The sequence below is a fragment of the Klebsiella sp. w6 genome (assembly GCF_033100215.1).
Taxonomy (GTDB): Bacteria; Pseudomonadota; Gammaproteobacteria; order Enterobacterales; family Enterobacteriaceae; genus Klebsiella; species Klebsiella variicola.
Genome location: NZ_CP136907.1, coordinates 4062330 through 4078663, shown reverse-complemented (window position 1 = coordinate 4078663; position 16334 = coordinate 4062330). Strand labels below are relative to the sequence as shown.

The following is a 16334-nucleotide window of genomic DNA, read 5'->3' as shown; positions in this document are numbered from 1 at the left end:
TCCCTGATATGATAATGATAGTAATTATCGTTATCGATTTTATTCAGCTATGGTAGCATGACCCACAGTAAAAAGGGTATTAAAAATAACGACAAGGCGCTGTAATGAACCGACAATCCTGGCTGCTCAATCTCAGCCTGCTGAAAACTCACCCGGCGTTTCGCGCCGTTTTTATCGCTCGCTTTATCTCTATTCTGTCGCTTGGCCTGCTGGGCGTGGCCATTCCGGTCCAGATCCAGATGATGACCCATTCGACCTGGCAGGTCGGGCTGTCGGTGACGCTGACCGGCGCGTCGATGTTTGTTGGCTTGATGGTGGGGGGCGTGCTGGCTGACCGCTATGAACGTAAACGCCTGATCCTGCTGGCGCGCGGCACCTGCGGCGTGGGCTTTGTCGGTCTGTGTCTGAACGCCCTGCTGCCGGAGCCGTCGCTGGCGGCGATCTACCTGCTGGGGATCTGGGACGGGTTCTTCGCCTCGTTGGGGGTGACCGCGCTGCTGGCGGCGACCCCGGCGCTGGTGGGGCGGGAAAACCTGATGCAGGCCGGGGCCATCACCATGTTGACGGTGCGCCTTGGCTCGGTGATTTCGCCGATGATCGGCGGCCTGCTGCTGGCCACCGGCGGCGTGGCCTGGAACTTCGGCCTGGCGGCGGCGGGGACCTTTATCACCACCTTAACCCTGCTGCGTCTGCCGCAGCTGCCGCCGCCTCCGCAGCCGCGCGAGCATCCGCTGCGATCTCTGCTGGCGGGGCTGACCTTCCTCTGTCAGAGCCCGCTTATCGGCGGGATTGCGCTGCTTGGCGGTCTGCTGACCATGGCCAGCGCGGTGCGGGTGCTCTATCCGGCGCTGGCCGGGAGCTGGCAGATGTCGGCCGGACAGATTGGCCTGCTGTATGCCGCTATTCCGCTCGGTGCGGCGCTGGGGGCGTTGACCAGCGGCCAACTGGCCCAGACGGTGCGGCCGGGTGCGCTGATGCTGGCGACCACGGTGGGATCGTTTGTCGCCATTGCGCTGTTCAGCCTGATGCCGCACTGGGCGTTGGGCGCGCTGTGCCTGGCGCTGTTTGGCTGGCTGAGCGCTATTAGCTCGCTGCTGCAGTACACCCTGATCCAGACCCAGACGCCGGAAAATATGCTTGGGCGGATTAATGGTCTGTGGACCGCGCAAAACGTCACCGGCGACGCCATCGGCGCGGCGCTGCTCGGCGGATTAGGGGCGGTGATGACCCCGGCGGCATCCGCCAGCGCCAGCGGCTGGGCGCTGGCGCTCGTCGGCGTGCTGTTGGTGGGGCTGCTACGCGAGCTGCGCCGTTTCCAGCGCCCGGAAATCGTCAACGAAAGTTAAGTAGGGTGTGATTGCCCGGTGGCGGCTACGCCTTACCGGGCCTACAGTCTCGGGCATTGTAGGCCGGTGCAAGCGCCGCGCCGCCCGGCAAAGAGTTCAGGTTGCGTACCCGTCCTGATGCCCGGTGGCGGCTGCGCCTTACCGGGCCTACGGTCTGGCCTGGGGGACTCTGGCATTGTAGGCCGGGCAAGCGCAGCGCCGCCCGGCAAAAGAGTTCAGGTTACGTTCCCGTCCTGATGCCCGGTGGCGGCTACGCCTTACCGGGCCTACGGTCTCGGGCATTGTAGGCCGGGCAAGCGCAGCGCCGCCCGGCAAAAGAGTTCAGGCCGCGTACTCGTCCTGATGGCACGGCCCGCCTTAGCCGAACAGGCTGGAGAGACGCTGGAGCACCAGCAGGGCGCTGTAGTAGTCAAGACGGAAGGTCTCGGTGCCCAGCGGGTAGACGCGTTTGCCTGCGACCGCCGGGAGATGCGCCAGCAGCGGGTTGGCGTAGATGGCATCCGCATCTTTCTGGTCGCCGGCGAACAGGAACAGGCTCTGGCCGTTCAGACCGGCCGCGAGGTTCTCCCCGCCCAGCTGCACGATATCGTGGCGTTTACCCTGGCTATGGCTGGCGGGCAGGCCGCCCGGCAGAGTCGCCAGGCTAAAGCCCAGCTGTTCGAGCATCTGCCCCTGGGCCGATGCCGGCGTCCAGATATTGGCGCTGTGCGCGGCGGCGGTATAGACCAGGGCGGTCACCGGCTGCGGCGGCAGTTTCATTTTTTCTTTTAACGAAACGAGCTGTTTATTGAAGTCGGCTATGCGCGCGCTGGCCTGCTGCTCATGGCCGGTGATCTGCCCCAGTTGGGTGAGCAAGATTTGCCAGCTTTTATCGTCATAGTTGATGACCAGCGTCGGAGCGATCGTTTTGAGCTGATCGTACAGCGGCAGGGCAGAGTCGCCGCCGGTGGCGCTCACCAGGATCAGATCCGGCATCTGGGCGGCCACCGCTTCCGCGCTTGGTTCGCCGATGTACAGCCGCGCCAGCTTGCGGGCTTTGGCGACCTCGCTCCACTGGCGCAGAAAGCCCTGACTATCGGCGACGCGGTTGTTCGGCGTGGTGGCGCCGCTGGCGACCACCGGAGCGTCAATCGCCAACAGCGAGCCGGTGAGGGTCACGCTGGTGGAGACAATGCGCAGCGGCTGGCTTGGCAGGGTGTGTGTCCCGTAGCTGTCGGTGACCTGGCGCGGCCAGTCCGCCGCCTGGGCTGAGGTAATTCCTAAAAGCAACAGCATGCCGGTCAGCGCACCGCGGCGGCAGAAAGAAAAGAAGTTCACGTCATCGCATCCTGATTCGAAAGGTAATAAATGCGTCTCATTTTCAACTTTGCGTCAGCAGGATGCAAGCCAAAGTGGCGCGCAATGACGTAACGCGGTTGACATGGCGGGCAATACCTTTTAGGTTAGCCAACCAAAATACAAATGATAATTATTCGTAATATATTTATCGTTTTTGGAGGATGATATGGAAACGTCACTGGCTGAGGATGTACAGAAACACACCCAGACCCTGTCTCCGGACAGCTTCTTCTTTATGTCGCCGTACCGCAGTTTTAGCACCTCCGGCTGCTTCCGCCGCTTCTCACAGCCCGCTGTCGGCGGCGATGCGCTGAACGGCGAGTTCCAGCAGCAGATGGCCGCCGCTTTTGCCGAGGCCCGCGCGGCGGGGATCCGCAAGCCGGTGATGGTGGGGGCTATCCCGTTCGACACCTGTCAGCCTTCCGAGCTCTATATCCCCGAGCGCTGGGAAGCGTTCTCTCGCCCGGAAAAACAGCGTTCCGCCCGCTACGCCGCGCCGCTGGAGACAATGGAAGTGGTGGAGCGCCGGGAGATCCCGGAGCAGGACGCGTTTTTAGCCATGGTGGAACGCGCTGCCGCGCTGACCGCCACCCCGGAAGTGGACAAGGTGGTGCTCTCAAGGCTTATCGATATTACCACCCGCGACCGCGTCGATAGCGGCGCGCTGATGGAGCGACTGATCGCCCAGAACCCGGCGAGCTTTAACTTCCACGTGCCGCTCTCCGACGGCGGCGTGCTGCTGGGCGCCAGCCCGGAGCTGCTGCTGCGTAAAGACGGGCCGCGCTTCAGCTCATTGCCGCTGGCTGGCTCCGCCCGTCGTCAACCGGACGATGTGCTGGACCGGGAAGCGGGCAACAGGCTGCTGGCATCCGGCAAAGATCGCCACGAGCACGAGCTGGTGACCCAGGCGATGAAGAGCGTGCTGGGCCCGCGCAGCAGCCAGCTGTCGCTGCCGGCATCGCCGCAGTTGATTACCACCCCAACGCTCTGGCACCTGGCAACACCAATCGAAGGCACCGCGCTGGCGCAAGAAAACGCCATGTCGCTGGCCTGTCTGCTGCACCCGACCCCGGCGCTGAGCGGCTTCCCACACCAGGTGGCGAAGCGCCTGATTGCCGAACTGGAACCCTTCGACCGTCAGCTGTTCGGCGGCATCGTCGGCTGGTGTGACGATGAAGGCAACGGCGAATGGGTGGTGACCATCCGCTGCGCGCGTCTGCAGCAGCGTACGCTGCGCCTGTTTGCCGGCGCGGGAATCGTTCCGGCCTCCTCGCCGCTGGGCGAATGGCGCGAAACCGGCGTCAAACTGACCACCATGCTTAACGTATTTGGCTTGAATTAAGAGGCAAGGATGATTGCATTTACCCGTTGGCCGGATGCGTTCGCGGCCCGCTATCGTCAAAAAGGCTACTGGCAGGATCTGCCGTTAACCAATCTGATCACCCGTCACGCGGAAAACGACGCCGTGGCGATTATCGATGGCGAACGGCAGATTAGCTACCGCCAGTTTAATCAGCTGGTGGACAACCTTGCCTGCTCGCTGCAGCGCCAGGGACTGAAGCGCGGGGAAACCGCGCTGGTGCAGTTGGGCAACGTCGCCGAGTTTTACATCACCTTCTTTGCGCTGCTGCGCATCGGCGTCGCGCCAGTGAACGCGCTGTTCAGCCATCAGCGCAGCGAGCTTAACGCCTACGCCGCGCAGATTAAACCGGCGCTGCTGATTGCCGATCGCGAGCACGCGCTGTTTGCTGACGATAGCTTCCTCCATGCGTTTATCGCTGAGCATCCTTCCCTGCGCGTCGCACTGTTGCGTAACGACGGCGGCGAGCGCGATCTGGCGACGGAGATTAACCGCCCGGCGGATAACTTTGTCGCCAATCCAACCCCTGCCGACGAAGTGGCCTTTTTCCAGCTCTCCGGCGGCAGCACCGGGACGCCGAAGCTGATCCCGCGCACCCATAACGATTACGACTACAGCATCCGCCGCAGCAACGAGATCTGCGGGATCAACGCTGAGACGCGCTACCTCAACGCGCTGCCGGCGGCGCATAACTATGCGATGAGTTCCCCGGGTTCGCTCGGCGTCTTCCTCGCCGGTGGGCGGGTGATCCTCGCCGCCGACCCGAGCGCCACCCTCTGTTTCCCGCTGATTGAACAACATCAGATCAACGTTGCCTCGCTGGTGCCGCCGGCGGTCAGCCTGTGGCTGCAGGCGATCCATGAATGGGGCAGCAATGCGCAACTGCAATCGCTGGAGCTGCTGCAGGTCGGCGGCGCGCGCCTGTCGGCGACCCTCGCCGCGCGCATTCCGGCGGAAATCGGCTGCCAGCTGCAGCAGGTGTTCGGCATGGCGGAGGGGCTGGTGAATTACACCCGCCTTAACGACAGCCCGGAGCGGATCATCCATACCCAGGGCTGCCCGATGTGCCCGGACGATGAAGTGTGGGTAGCGGATGCCGATGGCAACCCGCTGCCGCGCGGCGAAGTGGGCCGCCTGATGACCCGCGGGCCGTATACCTTCCGCGGCTACTACAACAGCCCGCAGCATAACGCGGAAGCCTTTGACGCCGAGGGGTTTTACTGCTCCGGCGATCTGATTTCGATCGATGAAGACGGGTATATCACCGTCCAGGGCCGGGAAAAAGATCAGATCAACCGCGGCGGCGAGAAGATCGCCGCTGAAGAGATCGAAAACCTGCTGCTGCGCCATGAGGCGGTGATCCACGCCGCGCTGGTCAGCATCGAAGACAACCTGCTGGGCGAGAAAAGCTGCGCTTATCTGGTGGTGACCTCGCCGCTGCGCGCCGTCGCGGTGCGCCGCTTCCTGCGCGAGCAGGGGGTGGCTGAATTTAAACTGCCGGATCGCGTGGAGTGCGTTGCCGCGCTGCCGCTGACGCCGGTGGGCAAAGTCGATAAAAAACAATTACGTCAGTGGCTGGCCGAAGGCAAGCTGGGCTGAAGGAGAACAGAGAATGGCAATCCCTAAATTACAGGCATATGCGCTGCCGGAAGCCAGCGATATCCCGGCGAACAAAGTCAACTGGGCCTTTGAGCCGTCGCGCGCCGCGCTGCTGATCCACGATATGCAGGAGTATTTCCTCAACTTCTGGGGCGAAAACAGCGCGATGATGGAGAAAGTGGTGGCCAATATCGCCGCCCTGCGCGACTTCTGCAAACAGAACGGCATTCCGGTGTACTACACCGCCCAGCCGAAAGAGCAGAGTGATGAAGATCGGGCGTTGCTGAATGATATGTGGGGGCCGGGCCTGACCCGCTCGCCGGAGCAGCAGCAGGTGATTGCCGCGCTGGCGCCGGATGAAGACGATACCGTGCTGGTGAAATGGCGTTACAGCGCATTTCATCGCTCGCCGCTGGAGGAGATGTTGAAAGAGGCCGGCCGCGACCAGCTGATCATCACCGGCGTTTATGCTCATATCGGCTGCATGACCACCGCCACCGATGCTTTCATGCGCGATATCAAACCGTTCTTTGTCGCCGACGCCCTGGCGGACTTCAGCCGTGAAGAGCACCTGATGGCGCTGAAATACGTCGCCGGCCGCTCCGGCCGCGTGGTGATGACCGAAGAGCTGCTGCCGCTGCCGGCCTCCAAAGCGGCGCTGCGCGCGCTGATCCTGCCGCTGCTCGACGAATCCGACGAACCGCTGGATGATGAAAATCTGATCGACTACGGTCTGGATTCGGTGCGGATGATGGCCCTGGCCGCCCGCTGGCGCAAAGTGCACGGCGATATCGACTTCGTGATGCTGGCGAAGAACCCGACCATCGACGCCTGGTGGGCGCTGCTCTCCCGTGAGGTGAAATAATGGCGGCGCTGGATTTCCACGGCCAGACCGTGTGGGTGACCGGCGCAGGTAAAGGGATTGGCTATGCCACCGCGCTGGCTTTCGTCGAGGCCGGGGCTAACGTCACCGGTTTCGACCTTGCCTTTGACGGCGAAGGTTATCCGTTTGCCACCGAAACGCTCGACGTCGCCGATGCCGGTCAGGTACGCGACGTGTGCGCGCGGCTGCTCAACAACATCGAACGACTGGACGTGCTGGTGAACGCCGCCGGGATCCTGCGCATGGGCGCCACCGACCAGCTGAGCGCGGAAGACTGGCAGCAAACCTTCGCGGTCAACGTTGGCGGCGCGTTTAATCTGTTTCAGCAGACGATGGCCCAGTTCCGCCGTCAGCGGGGCGGGGCGATCGTCACCGTCGCCTCCGATGCCGCGCATACGCCGCGTATCGGCATGAGCGCCTATGGCGCCTCGAAAGCGGCGCTGAAAAGCCTGGCGTTAACCGTTGGCCTTGAGCTGGCAGGCAGCGGCGTGCGCTGCAACCTCGTGTCGCCGGGCTCCACCGACACCGATATGCAGCGCACCCTGTGGGTCAGCGACGATGCCGAGCAGCAGCGGATCCGCGGCTTCGGCGAGCAGTTTAAGCTCGGCATCCCGCTGGGCAAAATCGCCCGCCCGCAGGAGATCGCCAATACCATTCTGTTCCTCGCCTCTTCTCACGCCAGCCATATTACGCTGCAGGATATTGTGGTCGATGGCGGCTCGACGCTGGGGGCGTAAATGGCCTGGAAGCGAGAGCTCACGCTGGCGGCGCTGAACGCCAGCAGCGAAAACACCATGGTGGCGCATCTTGGCATCATCTACACCCGACTGGAAGCGGGGCTGCTGGAGGCGGAGATGCCGGTGGATGCGCGCACCCATCAGCCGTTTGGTCTGCTGCACGGCGGCGCCTCCGCGGCGCTGGCGGAGACGCTGGGCTCGATGGCCGGTTGGCTGATGACCGAAGAAGGGCAGTGCGTGGTGGGCACCGAGCTTAACGCTACCCACCATCGTCCGGTCTCCAGCGGGAAAGTGCGCGGCGAATGCCGACCGCTGCATCTTGGCCGCCAGAGCCAGAGCTGGGAGATAGTGGTGTATGACGAGAAGGGGCGGCGCTGCTGCACCTGTCGTCTGGGCACCGCGGTGCTGGGCTAAGAAGCCGCTATTTCCCCGGCTTGCGCTACGCTTAGCCGGGCTACGTATCGGCGCAATGAGTAGCCCGGATAAGGCGCAGCGCGCCGCCATCCGGGAATTTCCCTGCTCGCGCTGCGCTTAGCAGGGCTACGGTTTATGGACCAGGAAGCTGCTATTTCCCCGGCTTGCGCTACGCTTAGCCGGGCTACGTATCGGCGCAATGGGTAGCCGGGATAAGGCGCAGCGCGCCGCCATCCGGGAATTTCCCTGCTCGCGCTGCGCTTAGCAGGGCTACGGTTTCTGGACCAGGAAGCCGCTGTTTCCCCGGCTTGCGCTACGCTTAGCCGGGCTACGTATCGGCGCAATGGGTAGCCCGGATAAGGCGCAGCGCGCCGCCATCCGGGAATTTCCCTGCTCGCGCTGCGCTTAGCAGGGCTACGGTTTCTGGACCAGGAAGCCGCTGTTTCCCCGGCTTGCGCGACGCTTAGCCGGGCTACGTATCGGCGCAATGGGTAGCCCGGATAAGGCGCAGCGCGCCGCCATCCGGGAATTTCCCTGCTCGCGCTGTACTTAGCAGGGCTACGGTTTCTGGACCAGGAAGCCGCTGTTTCCCCGGCTTGCGCTACGCTTAGCCGGGCTACGGATCTGTAGGTCGGGTAAGGCGTTAGCCGCCACCCGACAAACAAACGGCACCGTTCACGGTAATCCTTTCATTCATTTTCCTGCCTTAAGTGATCTCGCTAGCAATGTGAGACAAATCTCTGTGGGTGTACGGCATCTGCGCTGTTTCGATGTTGTTAAATTCTGCGTTGTGATCTAGAAACAAAATGTAACATCCTGATTACCCTACCGGTGGACCACAACAATGAATAATTCAGGGAAATACCTTATCTGGACACTGCTCTCCGTGATCGGAGCCTTTGCCCTCGGCTATATCGCCTTAAACCGGGGTGAGCAGATAAATGCGCTGTGGATTGTCGTCGCGGCGGTCTGCGTTTATCTGATCGCATATCGTTTCTACGGTCTGTATATCGCCAAAACCGTTCTCGGCGTTGACCCGACGCGGATGACGCCGGCGGTACGACATAATGACGGCCTCGATTATGTTCCGACCGACAAAAAAGTGCTGTTCGGTCACCATTTTGCCGCCATTGCCGGCGCGGGGCCGCTGGTGGGCCCGGTGCTTGCCGCGCAGATGGGCTACCTGCCGGGGATGATCTGGATCCTCGCCGGCGTGGTGCTGGCGGGGGCGGTACAGGACTTTATGGTGCTGTTTGTTTCGACCCGTCGCGATGGCCGCTCGCTTGGCGAACTGGTTAAAGAGGAGATGGGGCCAACCGCTGGCGTCCTGGCGCTGGTGGCCTGCTTTATGATCATGGTCATCATCCTCGCGGTCCTGGCGATGATCGTGGTGAAAGCGTTGACCCACAGTCCGTGGGGGACATACACCGTCGCCTTTACCATCCCGCTGGCGATCTTTATGGGTATCTATATTCGCTACCTGCGCCCGGGGCGCATCGGCGAGGTGTCGGTGATCGGCCTGGTGATGCTGGTGTTCGCCATCATCTCCGGCGGTTGGGTGGCGGAAAGCCCGACCTGGGCGCCGTGGTTTGATTACACCGGCGTACAGCTGACCTGGATCCTGGTGGGCTACGGCTTTGTCGCCGCGGTACTGCCGGTCTGGCTGCTGCTGGCCCCGCGCGACTACCTCTCCACCTTCCTGAAAATCGGCACCATCGTGGGGCTGGCGATTGGCATTCTGATTATGCGCCCGACCCTGACCATGCCGGCGCTGACCAAGTTCGTCGACGGTACCGGCCCGGTGTGGAGCGGCAACCTGTTCCCGTTCCTGTTTATCACCATCGCCTGCGGCGCGGTCTCCGGCTTCCACGCGCTGATCTCCTCCGGCACCACGCCGAAAATGTTGGCCAACGAAGGCCAGGCCTGCTTTATCGGCTACGGCGGCATGTTGATGGAATCCTTCGTCGCCATTATGGCGCTGGTGGCGGCCTGTATTATCGATCCGGGCGTCTACTTCGCGATGAACAGCCCGATGGCGGTGCTGGCGCCGGCGGGAACCACCGATGTGGTCGCCTCGGCGGCGCAGGTGGTCAGCGGCTGGGGCTTTAGCATTACGCCTGATACGCTGCATCAAATCGCCAGCGAGGTCGGCGAACAGTCGATTATCTCCCGCGCCGGCGGCGCGCCAACCCTGGCGGTGGGGATGGCCTACATCCTGCACGGCTCGCTGGGCGGGCTGATGGATGTCTCGTTCTGGTACCACTTCGCCATTCTGTTTGAGGCGCTGTTTATCCTGACGGCGGTTGATGCCGGCACCCGTGCGGCGCGCTTTATGCTGCAGGATCTGCTGGGCGTGATTAGCCCGGGGCTGAAAAAAACCAGTTCGCTGCCGGCCAACCTGCTGGCGACCGCGCTGTGCGTCCTGGCGTGGGGCTACTTCCTGCATCAGGGGGTAGTGGATCCGCTGGGCGGGATTAACACCCTGTGGCCGCTGTTCGGTATCGCCAACCAGATGCTGGCGGGGATGGCGCTGATGCTCTGCGCGGTGGTCCTGTTCAAGATGAAACGCCAGCGCTACGCGTGGGTGGCGCTGCTGCCGACAAGCTGGCTGCTGATCTGTACCCTGACCGCCGGCTGGCAGAAGTCGTTCAGCCCGGACACCAAAGTGGGTTTCCTGGCCATCGCTAATAAATTCCAGGCGATGATCGACAGCGGCAACATTCCGCCGCAATATACCGAATCACAGCTGGCGCAGCTGGTGTTTAACAACCGTCTCGATGCCGGGCTGACCATCTTCTTTATGATTGTGGTGGTGGTGCTGGCGCTGTTCTCGATTAAAACCGCGCTGGCGGCGCTGAAAGAGGATAAACCGACGGCGAAAGAGACGCCGTACCAGGCGATGCCCGCCGATGCGCAAACTATAACCGCGCAGGCGAAGCGCGCGCATTAACCGGTGTGCCGGGTGGCGGCTTCGCCTTACCCGGCCTACATTTCTGATCCTCCTTCTCCCTTTGGGAGAGGGAAACAAAAGAGAAATGACTTATGTTCGACACCCTCTCCAAAGCGGGAAAATATTTAGGCCAGGCGGCGAAGATGATGATCGGCGTGCCGGATTACGATAACTACGTCGAGCACATGCGAATAACCCACCCGGATCAGACGCCGATGACCTATGAAGAATTCTTTCGCGAGCGCCAGGACGCGCGCTACGGCGGCAAGGGCGGGGCGAAGTGCTGTTAACCCTCTTTCGGCAGATAGAGGCTGATCTGCTCCTGGGTACAGCCGTAAATCGCCGCCAGCTTCTCGCGGGTGCGCTTCTGCGGACGGGAGTCCAGCGCTTCCAGCTGTGATACGGCGGACTGGCTGATGCCGAGTTTAGCCGCGACCTCCTGCTGGGATAGCCCGCGCAGGATGCGCCACGCGGCCTGCAGACTGACGTTTTCTTTATGCATCACGTCGCATACTTCGCCTGGTAGCATGACATTATCATAGATGTCTGATTCATAAGGAATATCTTCCCAGTCGCTTTCATCCTCGTCGTCGTACTCCAGCAGAGCCAGGCGCATACGAAAGTAATCGCTGTAAGGAATGACGACATACTGGTCTTTTCCTTCTTCATCCTTGATGTACTGAATAGTCATATTCGGTATCTTCCTCATGAAGGTAGGTGGTGGTGGTTCGGCGTTTAACCGCCACGACGTAGCAGGTATCGCCCGGCGGATCCCCAAAGGTGTAGATGACTCTGTAATCACCTAATCGCAGCCGGTAGTGGTTTTCGGGAGAGGACAATTTTTTGATATCCGAGATAGGTGAAGCTTTATCATCCATCTTCTCCAGCCTGGATTTAATGCGGCTCTTATACCGATTATCGATTTTAGAAAATGGCTTATCTGCCGTTTTTGACCAGACAATCTTCATCCGTACCTCCACTGTACGCCCACACAAAATATAAGGAAATAATAAGACTATTAGATAAATTCCGAATTTCTTATGGGGTACTGTAGAGCGGAGAAAAAACGCAGGTAAGAGGCAAAACGCAACCCGTCGAGGCGGCGCGGGAAGGCCTCTGTCGGGCGACAGAGGCTTGCAGAAAATGTGCGATCAGGCGTTCAATCCGCCATCCACGTCCAGCCCCGTACCGGAGATCTGCCCGGCGGCCGGGCTGGCGAGGAAGGTGACCGCCGCGGCGATGTCTTCCGGCTGGCCGTAGTGACCGACCGCAATCATCTGGCGCTGGGCTTCCGCCTGTTCTCCGTCTTCCGGGTTCATATCGCTGTTGGTCGGCCCTGGATGGACAAGGTTAACGGTGATCCCGCGAGGGCCTAAATCACGCGCCAGGCCACGGGTCAGGGCGTTGAGGGCGGACTTGGTCATGGCATAAACCGCGATGCCCGGCATGGCCACGCGATTAGCCAGACAGCTGCCGATGTTGATGATCCGTCCGCCATCGGCCATATGCACCAGCGCTTCCTGGGTGGCGATGACCACCCCACGAATATTGACGTTGATAAGCGCGTCAATGTCCGCCAGCGTCATGGATTCCAGTGGACCGCCGCGGGCGATCCCGGCGTTGTTGACCAGAATGTCCAGCCCGCCGAGGGACCGGGCCGCATGGGTGACGGCATCCTGAATAGCCTGCGCGCTGGCGCTGTCGGCCTGCACCGCCTCGCCGTGCCGACCCAGGGCCTTTATTTCATCGGCGACCGCCTGGGCTTTATCGGCCGATTTTTCATACGTAATAACCACATCGGCACCGGCGCGTGCCAGCGACAGCGCGATTGCGCGACCCAACCCACGGCTGGCGCCGGTAACCAGCGCCTTTTTACCTGTTAAATCGATCTGCATGATGACCTCGTTGCGAGAGTGGTGAGCATCATCATTAGGTATAGACGGTCGGGGTGATTAACGGCTGAAGTATTCCACCTTCTCAAACGCCGCGCGCAGAACCTCAGGGGTTAACGTCACTGGTAAATAGTGAATCGACTCGCCCGGGCGCAGGGTATGGGCAATGACCCGGTCCAGTTCTGTGCGGTTATTGATATCGACCTCCAGTGCCGCCAGGGTGGTCGGCAGGTTAAAGCGCTGATACGCCTGCACTAACTGCGCCAGTACATCGTCCTGAGCAAGCAGGGCGCTCTGTACCAGAATGCCGTAGGCGACTTTGGTACCGTGGAGGAATTTATCCGTCTGCGGCAGCACCGTCAGTCCGTTGTGCACCGCATGGGCGGCGGCGACCCGGGTGTAACGTTCCCCCAGCCCGCCAACCATCCCGCCGCCGGCGATAATCGCCTCTACCACATCGCGAAACGCCTGGGTCAGATCGCCGCGGCGCTGGTCCGCCAGCGCCGTTTCGCTGCTGGCCAGCAGCACGTCGCGGATCGCCAGCGCGCCGTTAATCCCCAGCCGCACGGTGAGCGGCAGCGCCTCCGGTTGCGGCGCCAGCACCACGGCCTCATACCATTTGGCTAAGGTGTCGCCAATGCCCGCCAGCAGGTACTCCGCCGGGGCGTTGAGAATGATGCGCGGCTCGACCAGCACCAGGAAGTTGGCGTCATCGAAGATCTCAAAATTCAGGGCCTGTCCGGCGTCGCTGTACCACACCGACAGCGGCGTCCACGCCGCGCAGGTAGCGGCGATAGTCGGGATGGCCACCAGCGGTACCCCCAGGCGGCGGGCCAGCACTTTCGCGCTGTCGAGCAGCGCGCCGCCGCCGACGCCAATCACTACCGCCCGATCATCACCGGAGCCCTGCACCAGCTCCGCCACGTCGCGTTCGCTGCAGTGGCCGGTAAAGCGGATCTTTTTTGCCTCCGGCAGGTGGAAGGCCGCCGGCAGAAAAGGTTCGGCGCCGGCCAGGGCGCGCTCGCCATAGACCCACACCGCCCGCGAGAGCTGGTCGGCGCTGAAAAAATCGCTCAGCCGCTCAAGGCTGCCAGGGTGGGAGAAATAGTTGGCCGGGCCGGGTACGACGCGGATATCGCTGTTGCTCATGGAAGCTGTCCTTATAGGTGTTAGGCTAAACTGATGTTATGTCTGGACATCCAGATGGCTAATATTATTTCGTTGTATCTTATGCTTTTTACGCAGTTGTCAGCCAGCGGCGGCTATGAAAAATTCGTTAAATCAGAAGATTAATTACCGCACGGGAACAGTGATGAGCGCGAACCGCCTTGAGATGCATAACATTAGCCTGGCCTTCTCCGGCTTTCAGGCACTGAACAAGGTGGACTTTACCCTTCATGGCGGGTCGGTGCATGCCCTGACCGGGGCCAACGGCGCGGGTAAGTCGACGCTGATGGCGGTGCTGTGCGGCACCCACGCTCATTATGAAGGCGAGGTGACGATCAACAACCAGCCGGTCACCATTCGTTCGCCGCGGGATGCTAAACAGTTGGGGATCCACCTGGTGCAGCAGGAGGTAGATGTGGCGCTGGTACCTGGCCTGAGCATTGCGGAAAACATCATGCTGGACAGGCTGGCGGAGCCGGGCATGGCGTTTCGCTGGTCGCGGGTTCGGCAGCTGGCGCGCGAGGCGCTGGCGCAGCTGGACGTGGCGCTGGACGTCAGGCGCTCCATTGACAGCTGCACGCTCGCCGAAAAACAGCAAATCCTGCTGGCTCGCGCTCTGTCGCACCATTGCCGCTTTTTGATCCTCGATGAGCCCACCGCGCCGCTGGATCAGCATGAAAGTGAGCGACTGTTTGCGGTAGTACGCCGTCTGCAGCAGCAGGGGATCGGGGTGGTGTTTATTTCGCATCGTATCCATGAACTGAAGGCAATCTGCGACACCCTGACGGTGCTGCGCGACGGGCGGCTAATTGAGAGCGGCCCGATGGCGCCGCTGAGCGGCGAACAGATCGTCGAAAAGATGCTGGGCCACGAGCTGAGCGATATCTTCCCACCGCCGCGCCCGCCGCACGGCGAAGAGGTGCTGCTGCAGGTTGACGGTTTGCATGATGAGGCGCTGCTGCAGGATATTTCGCTGCGTCTGCGGAAGGGGGAAATTCTGGGTATCGCCGGGCTGGCCGGCGCGGGCAAAACCGAGCTGTGCAAAGCGCTGTTCGGCGCCAGCAAAAGCCGGGTGCAGCGTGGCGAGCTGAACGGCCAGCCGTGGCGACCGCGCGATCCTGCCGACTCGGTGGGGCGCGGCCTGGCGCTGGTCCCGGAGGAGCGGCGCAAAGAGGGCATTTTCATCGAAGAGCCGATCGCGATGAACCTGGCGGTCAGCGCCGATAACAGCTTTTCGCGCTGGAGCCTGTTTGGCCATCGGCAGGCCTGGCGCTGGGCGGAGGAGGTGATTGCCCGCCTCGGCGTGCGCGCCACTGGCCCGGGGCAGATGCTGCGCCGTCTTTCCGGCGGCAACCAGCAGAAGGTGGCCATTGGCAAATGGCTGCGCAGTCATGCCAATGTTTTGATTTTTGACGAACCGACCAAAGGGGTCGATGTGAAAGCTAAAACCGATCTGTTCATGCTGATCGATGGTCTGGCGCGGGAAGGCAAAGGGGTGATTTATGCCTCGGGTGAATTCGCCGAGCTGGTCGGTTTATGCGACCGCATCTGCGTGCTATGGGACGGACGGATTGTGGCGGAGATCCCCGGCGCGGAAGCCCGGGAAGAGACGTTGCTTTATTATTCAACCGGAGGAGCGGCAGCGTGAGCAAGGCCCTGGCAGTAAACGCGACGGTATCGGGCCGTCAGCGATTTTTTGATTTTCTCTATAAGTGGGGCATGTTGCTGACCGTGGTGCTGCTGGTGGCGGTCTTTGGCCTCGCCTCGGACAACTTCCTTGATCCGTTCAACATCATCAACATTCTGCGCTCGATCGCGATTGTCACGGTGATTGCCATCGGGGTGTCGATTTCTCTCACCATTGGCGGCTTTGATCTGTCAGTGGGATCGACGGCATCGCTGGCTAACGCGCTGGTGATTTCCCTGTTTGTCTGGCATGGCCTGGGGACCACCGAAGCGATTCTGATCACCCTCGCGCTCTGCACCCTGGTGGGGCTGTTTAACGCCTTTCTGATCGTGGTGCTGCGCATTCCTGACATGCTCGCCACCCTGGCCAGCCTGTTTGTGATTCAGGGCGTGGCGATGACCTACAGCTACGGCGGTTCGATTACTGAAAACATGGTGCTGCCGAGCGGCGAGATGGCGGAAGGCACTATCCCGGCGGCCTTTGGCGCGCTGGGGCAGGTGCCGACCATCGTCATCATCATGCTGGTGGTGACGCTGGTCGCCCAGCTGGCACTGTCGTTCACCACCCACGGACGGCGGATGTACGCCATCGGTGGCAACCCGGAGGCCGCGCGGCTCTCCGGCCTGCGGATCACTCGTTACAAAGTCGCAGCATACGTGATTGCCTCGCTGCTGGCCGGGCTGGGCGGCATTCTGCTGGCCTCGCGTATCGGATCCTCGCAGGTCAACGCCGGCGGCGGCTATCTGATGGACGCGGTGGCGGCGGCCTGGATCGGCTTTTCGCTGGCGGGCTCCGGTAAACCGAACGCCCTGGGGACGCTGGTGGGGGCGGTGATCCTCGGCGTGCTCTCCAACGGGCTGGTGATGCTCTCGGTGCCGTATTACGCGATGGACATTATTAAAGGGTTGGTCCTGGCTGGCGCGCTGGCACTGACCTATTTTCAGCGCCGTACTTAACATTT

The 16334-nt window shown here is 61.7% G+C and carries 15 protein-coding genes; 10 read left to right on the top strand and 5 right to left on the bottom strand.

All coding sequences use genetic code 11. From position 1 onward, the window contains the following. Nucleotides 1-104: 104 nt before the first annotated feature. Complete coding sequence (entS, locus tag R0140_RS20085) at nt 105-1346, top strand: enterobactin transporter EntS (RefSeq protein WP_008805583.1); 1242 nt, start codon at nt 105-107, stop codon at nt 1344-1346. Nucleotides 1347-1703: 357 nt separating this feature from the next. Here the strand turns inward: entS and fepB are convergent, their stop codons facing one another. Beyond that, entirely contained in the window at nt 1704-2663 is a 960-nt protein-coding gene (fepB, locus tag R0140_RS20080) for a Fe2+-enterobactin ABC transporter substrate-binding protein (protein ID WP_317703882.1), read from the bottom strand. A 187-nt stretch (nt 2664-2850) separates the two neighbouring features. Here fepB and entC point away from each other — a divergent pair, with 187 nt between their 5' ends. The 7 genes from entC to R0140_RS20045 all read left to right on the top strand — a co-directional run bounded on the left by entC (nt 2851) and on the right by R0140_RS20045 (nt 10917). Then, complete coding sequence (gene entC / locus R0140_RS20075; RefSeq protein ID WP_012542487.1) at nt 2851-4026, top strand: isochorismate synthase EntC; 1176 nt, start codon at nt 2851-2853, stop codon at nt 4024-4026. 9 nt (nt 4027-4035) lie between these two features. Next, complete coding sequence (entE, locus tag R0140_RS20070; protein WP_012542486.1) at nt 4036-5643, top strand: (2,3-dihydroxybenzoyl)adenylate synthase EntE; 1608 nt, start codon at nt 4036-4038, stop codon at nt 5641-5643. A gap of 13 nt (nt 5644-5656) precedes the next feature. After that, nucleotides 5657-6508 (top strand): enterobactin biosynthesis bifunctional isochorismatase/aryl carrier protein EntB, encoded by an 852-nt coding sequence (entB, locus tag R0140_RS20065; RefSeq protein WP_012968725.1) that lies wholly within the window; start codon nt 5657-5659, stop codon nt 6506-6508. Then, nucleotides 6508-7263: a 2,3-dihydro-2,3-dihydroxybenzoate dehydrogenase EntA gene (gene entA / locus R0140_RS20060; protein ID WP_012068428.1), complete on the top strand. Its 756-nt coding sequence runs from the start codon at nt 6508-6510 to the stop codon at nt 7261-7263. Before entB ends, entA begins: the two co-directional genes overlap by 1 nt. Further along, nucleotides 7264-7677 carry a proofreading thioesterase EntH gene (gene entH, locus R0140_RS20055; protein WP_008805589.1) on the top strand — a complete coding sequence of 138 codons (414 nt, stop codon included), beginning with the start codon at nt 7264-7266 and terminating at the stop codon, nt 7675-7677. Nucleotides 7678-8521: 844 nt separating this feature from the next. Beyond that, nucleotides 8522-10627 carry a pyruvate/proton symporter CstA gene (gene cstA / locus R0140_RS20050; RefSeq protein WP_008805590.1) on the top strand — a complete coding sequence of 702 codons (2106 nt, stop codon included), beginning with the start codon at nt 8522-8524 and terminating at the stop codon, nt 10625-10627. Nucleotides 10628-10719: 92 nt separating this feature from the next. Continuing rightward, nucleotides 10720-10917 (top strand): YbdD/YjiX family protein, encoded by a 198-nt coding sequence (locus R0140_RS20045; RefSeq protein ID WP_002893903.1) that lies wholly within the window; start codon nt 10720-10722, stop codon nt 10915-10917. Here the strand turns inward: R0140_RS20045 and R0140_RS20040 are convergent. From R0140_RS20040 to R0140_RS20025, 4 genes are all read right to left on the bottom strand, one after another. Further along, nucleotides 10914-11318: a helix-turn-helix domain-containing protein gene (locus R0140_RS20040; protein WP_008805591.1), complete on the bottom strand. Its 405-nt coding sequence runs from the start codon at nt 11316-11318 to the stop codon at nt 10914-10916. The genes R0140_RS20045 and R0140_RS20040 overlap by 4 nt on opposite strands. Beyond that, complete coding sequence (locus R0140_RS20035) at nt 11293-11595, bottom strand: type II toxin-antitoxin system RelE family toxin (protein ID WP_022065145.1); 303 nt, start codon at nt 11593-11595, stop codon at nt 11293-11295. Before R0140_RS20035 ends, R0140_RS20040 begins: the two co-directional genes overlap by 26 nt. A gap of 183 nt (nt 11596-11778) precedes the next feature. Continuing rightward, nucleotides 11779-12522 (bottom strand): SDR family NAD(P)-dependent oxidoreductase, encoded by a 744-nt coding sequence (locus R0140_RS20030; protein WP_012968723.1) that lies wholly within the window; start codon nt 12520-12522, stop codon nt 11779-11781. A 57-nt stretch (nt 12523-12579) separates the two neighbouring features. Next, nucleotides 12580-13668 carry an oxidoreductase gene (locus R0140_RS20025; RefSeq protein ID WP_063106225.1) on the bottom strand — a complete coding sequence of 363 codons (1089 nt, stop codon included), beginning with the start codon at nt 13666-13668 and terminating at the stop codon, nt 12580-12582. A 163-nt stretch (nt 13669-13831) separates the two neighbouring features. On the opposite strand from R0140_RS20025, the gene R0140_RS20020 reads away from it, so the two are divergent. Further along, nucleotides 13832-15334: a sugar ABC transporter ATP-binding protein gene (locus tag R0140_RS20020; protein ID WP_032734957.1), complete on the top strand. Its 1503-nt coding sequence runs from the start codon at nt 13832-13834 to the stop codon at nt 15332-15334. Further along, nucleotides 15331-16329: an ABC transporter permease gene (locus R0140_RS20015; RefSeq protein WP_002894035.1), complete on the top strand. Its 999-nt coding sequence runs from the start codon at nt 15331-15333 to the stop codon at nt 16327-16329. Before R0140_RS20020 ends, R0140_RS20015 begins: the two co-directional genes overlap by 4 nt. Nucleotides 16330-16334 lie beyond the last annotated feature (5 nt).

What these genes read in the sequence shown, in the direction of transcription:
- entS (WP_008805583.1), top strand. Translation starts at nt 105, where the DNA reads ATGAACCGACAATCCTGGCTGCTCAATCTCAGCCTGCTGAAAACTCAC.
- entC (WP_012542487.1), top strand. Translation starts at nt 2,851, where the DNA reads ATGGAAACGTCACTGGCTGAGGATGTACAGAAACACACCCAGACCCTG.
- entE (WP_012542486.1), top strand. Translation starts at nt 4,036, where the DNA reads ATGATTGCATTTACCCGTTGGCCGGATGCGTTCGCGGCCCGCTATCGT.
- entB (WP_012968725.1), top strand. Translation starts at nt 5,657, where the DNA reads ATGGCAATCCCTAAATTACAGGCATATGCGCTGCCGGAAGCCAGCGAT.
- entA (WP_012068428.1), top strand. Translation starts at nt 6,508, where the DNA reads ATGGCGGCGCTGGATTTCCACGGCCAGACCGTGTGGGTGACCGGCGCA.
- entH (WP_008805589.1), top strand. Translation starts at nt 7,264, where the DNA reads ATGGCCTGGAAGCGAGAGCTCACGCTGGCGGCGCTGAACGCCAGCAGC.
- cstA (WP_008805590.1), top strand. Translation starts at nt 8,522, where the DNA reads ATGAATAATTCAGGGAAATACCTTATCTGGACACTGCTCTCCGTGATC.
- R0140_RS20045 (WP_002893903.1), top strand. Translation starts at nt 10,720, where the DNA reads ATGTTCGACACCCTCTCCAAAGCGGGAAAATATTTAGGCCAGGCGGCG.
- R0140_RS20040 (WP_008805591.1), bottom strand. Translation starts at nt 11,318, where the DNA reads ATGACTATTCAGTACATCAAGGATGAAGAAGGAAAAGACCAGTATGTC.
- R0140_RS20035 (WP_022065145.1), bottom strand. Translation starts at nt 11,595, where the DNA reads ATGAAGATTGTCTGGTCAAAAACGGCAGATAAGCCATTTTCTAAAATC.
- R0140_RS20030 (WP_012968723.1), bottom strand. Translation starts at nt 12,522, where the DNA reads ATGCAGATCGATTTAACAGGTAAAAAGGCGCTGGTTACCGGCGCCAGC.
- R0140_RS20025 (WP_063106225.1), bottom strand. Translation starts at nt 13,668, where the DNA reads ATGAGCAACAGCGATATCCGCGTCGTACCCGGCCCGGCCAACTATTTC.
- R0140_RS20020 (WP_032734957.1), top strand. Translation starts at nt 13,832, where the DNA reads ATGAGCGCGAACCGCCTTGAGATGCATAACATTAGCCTGGCCTTCTCC.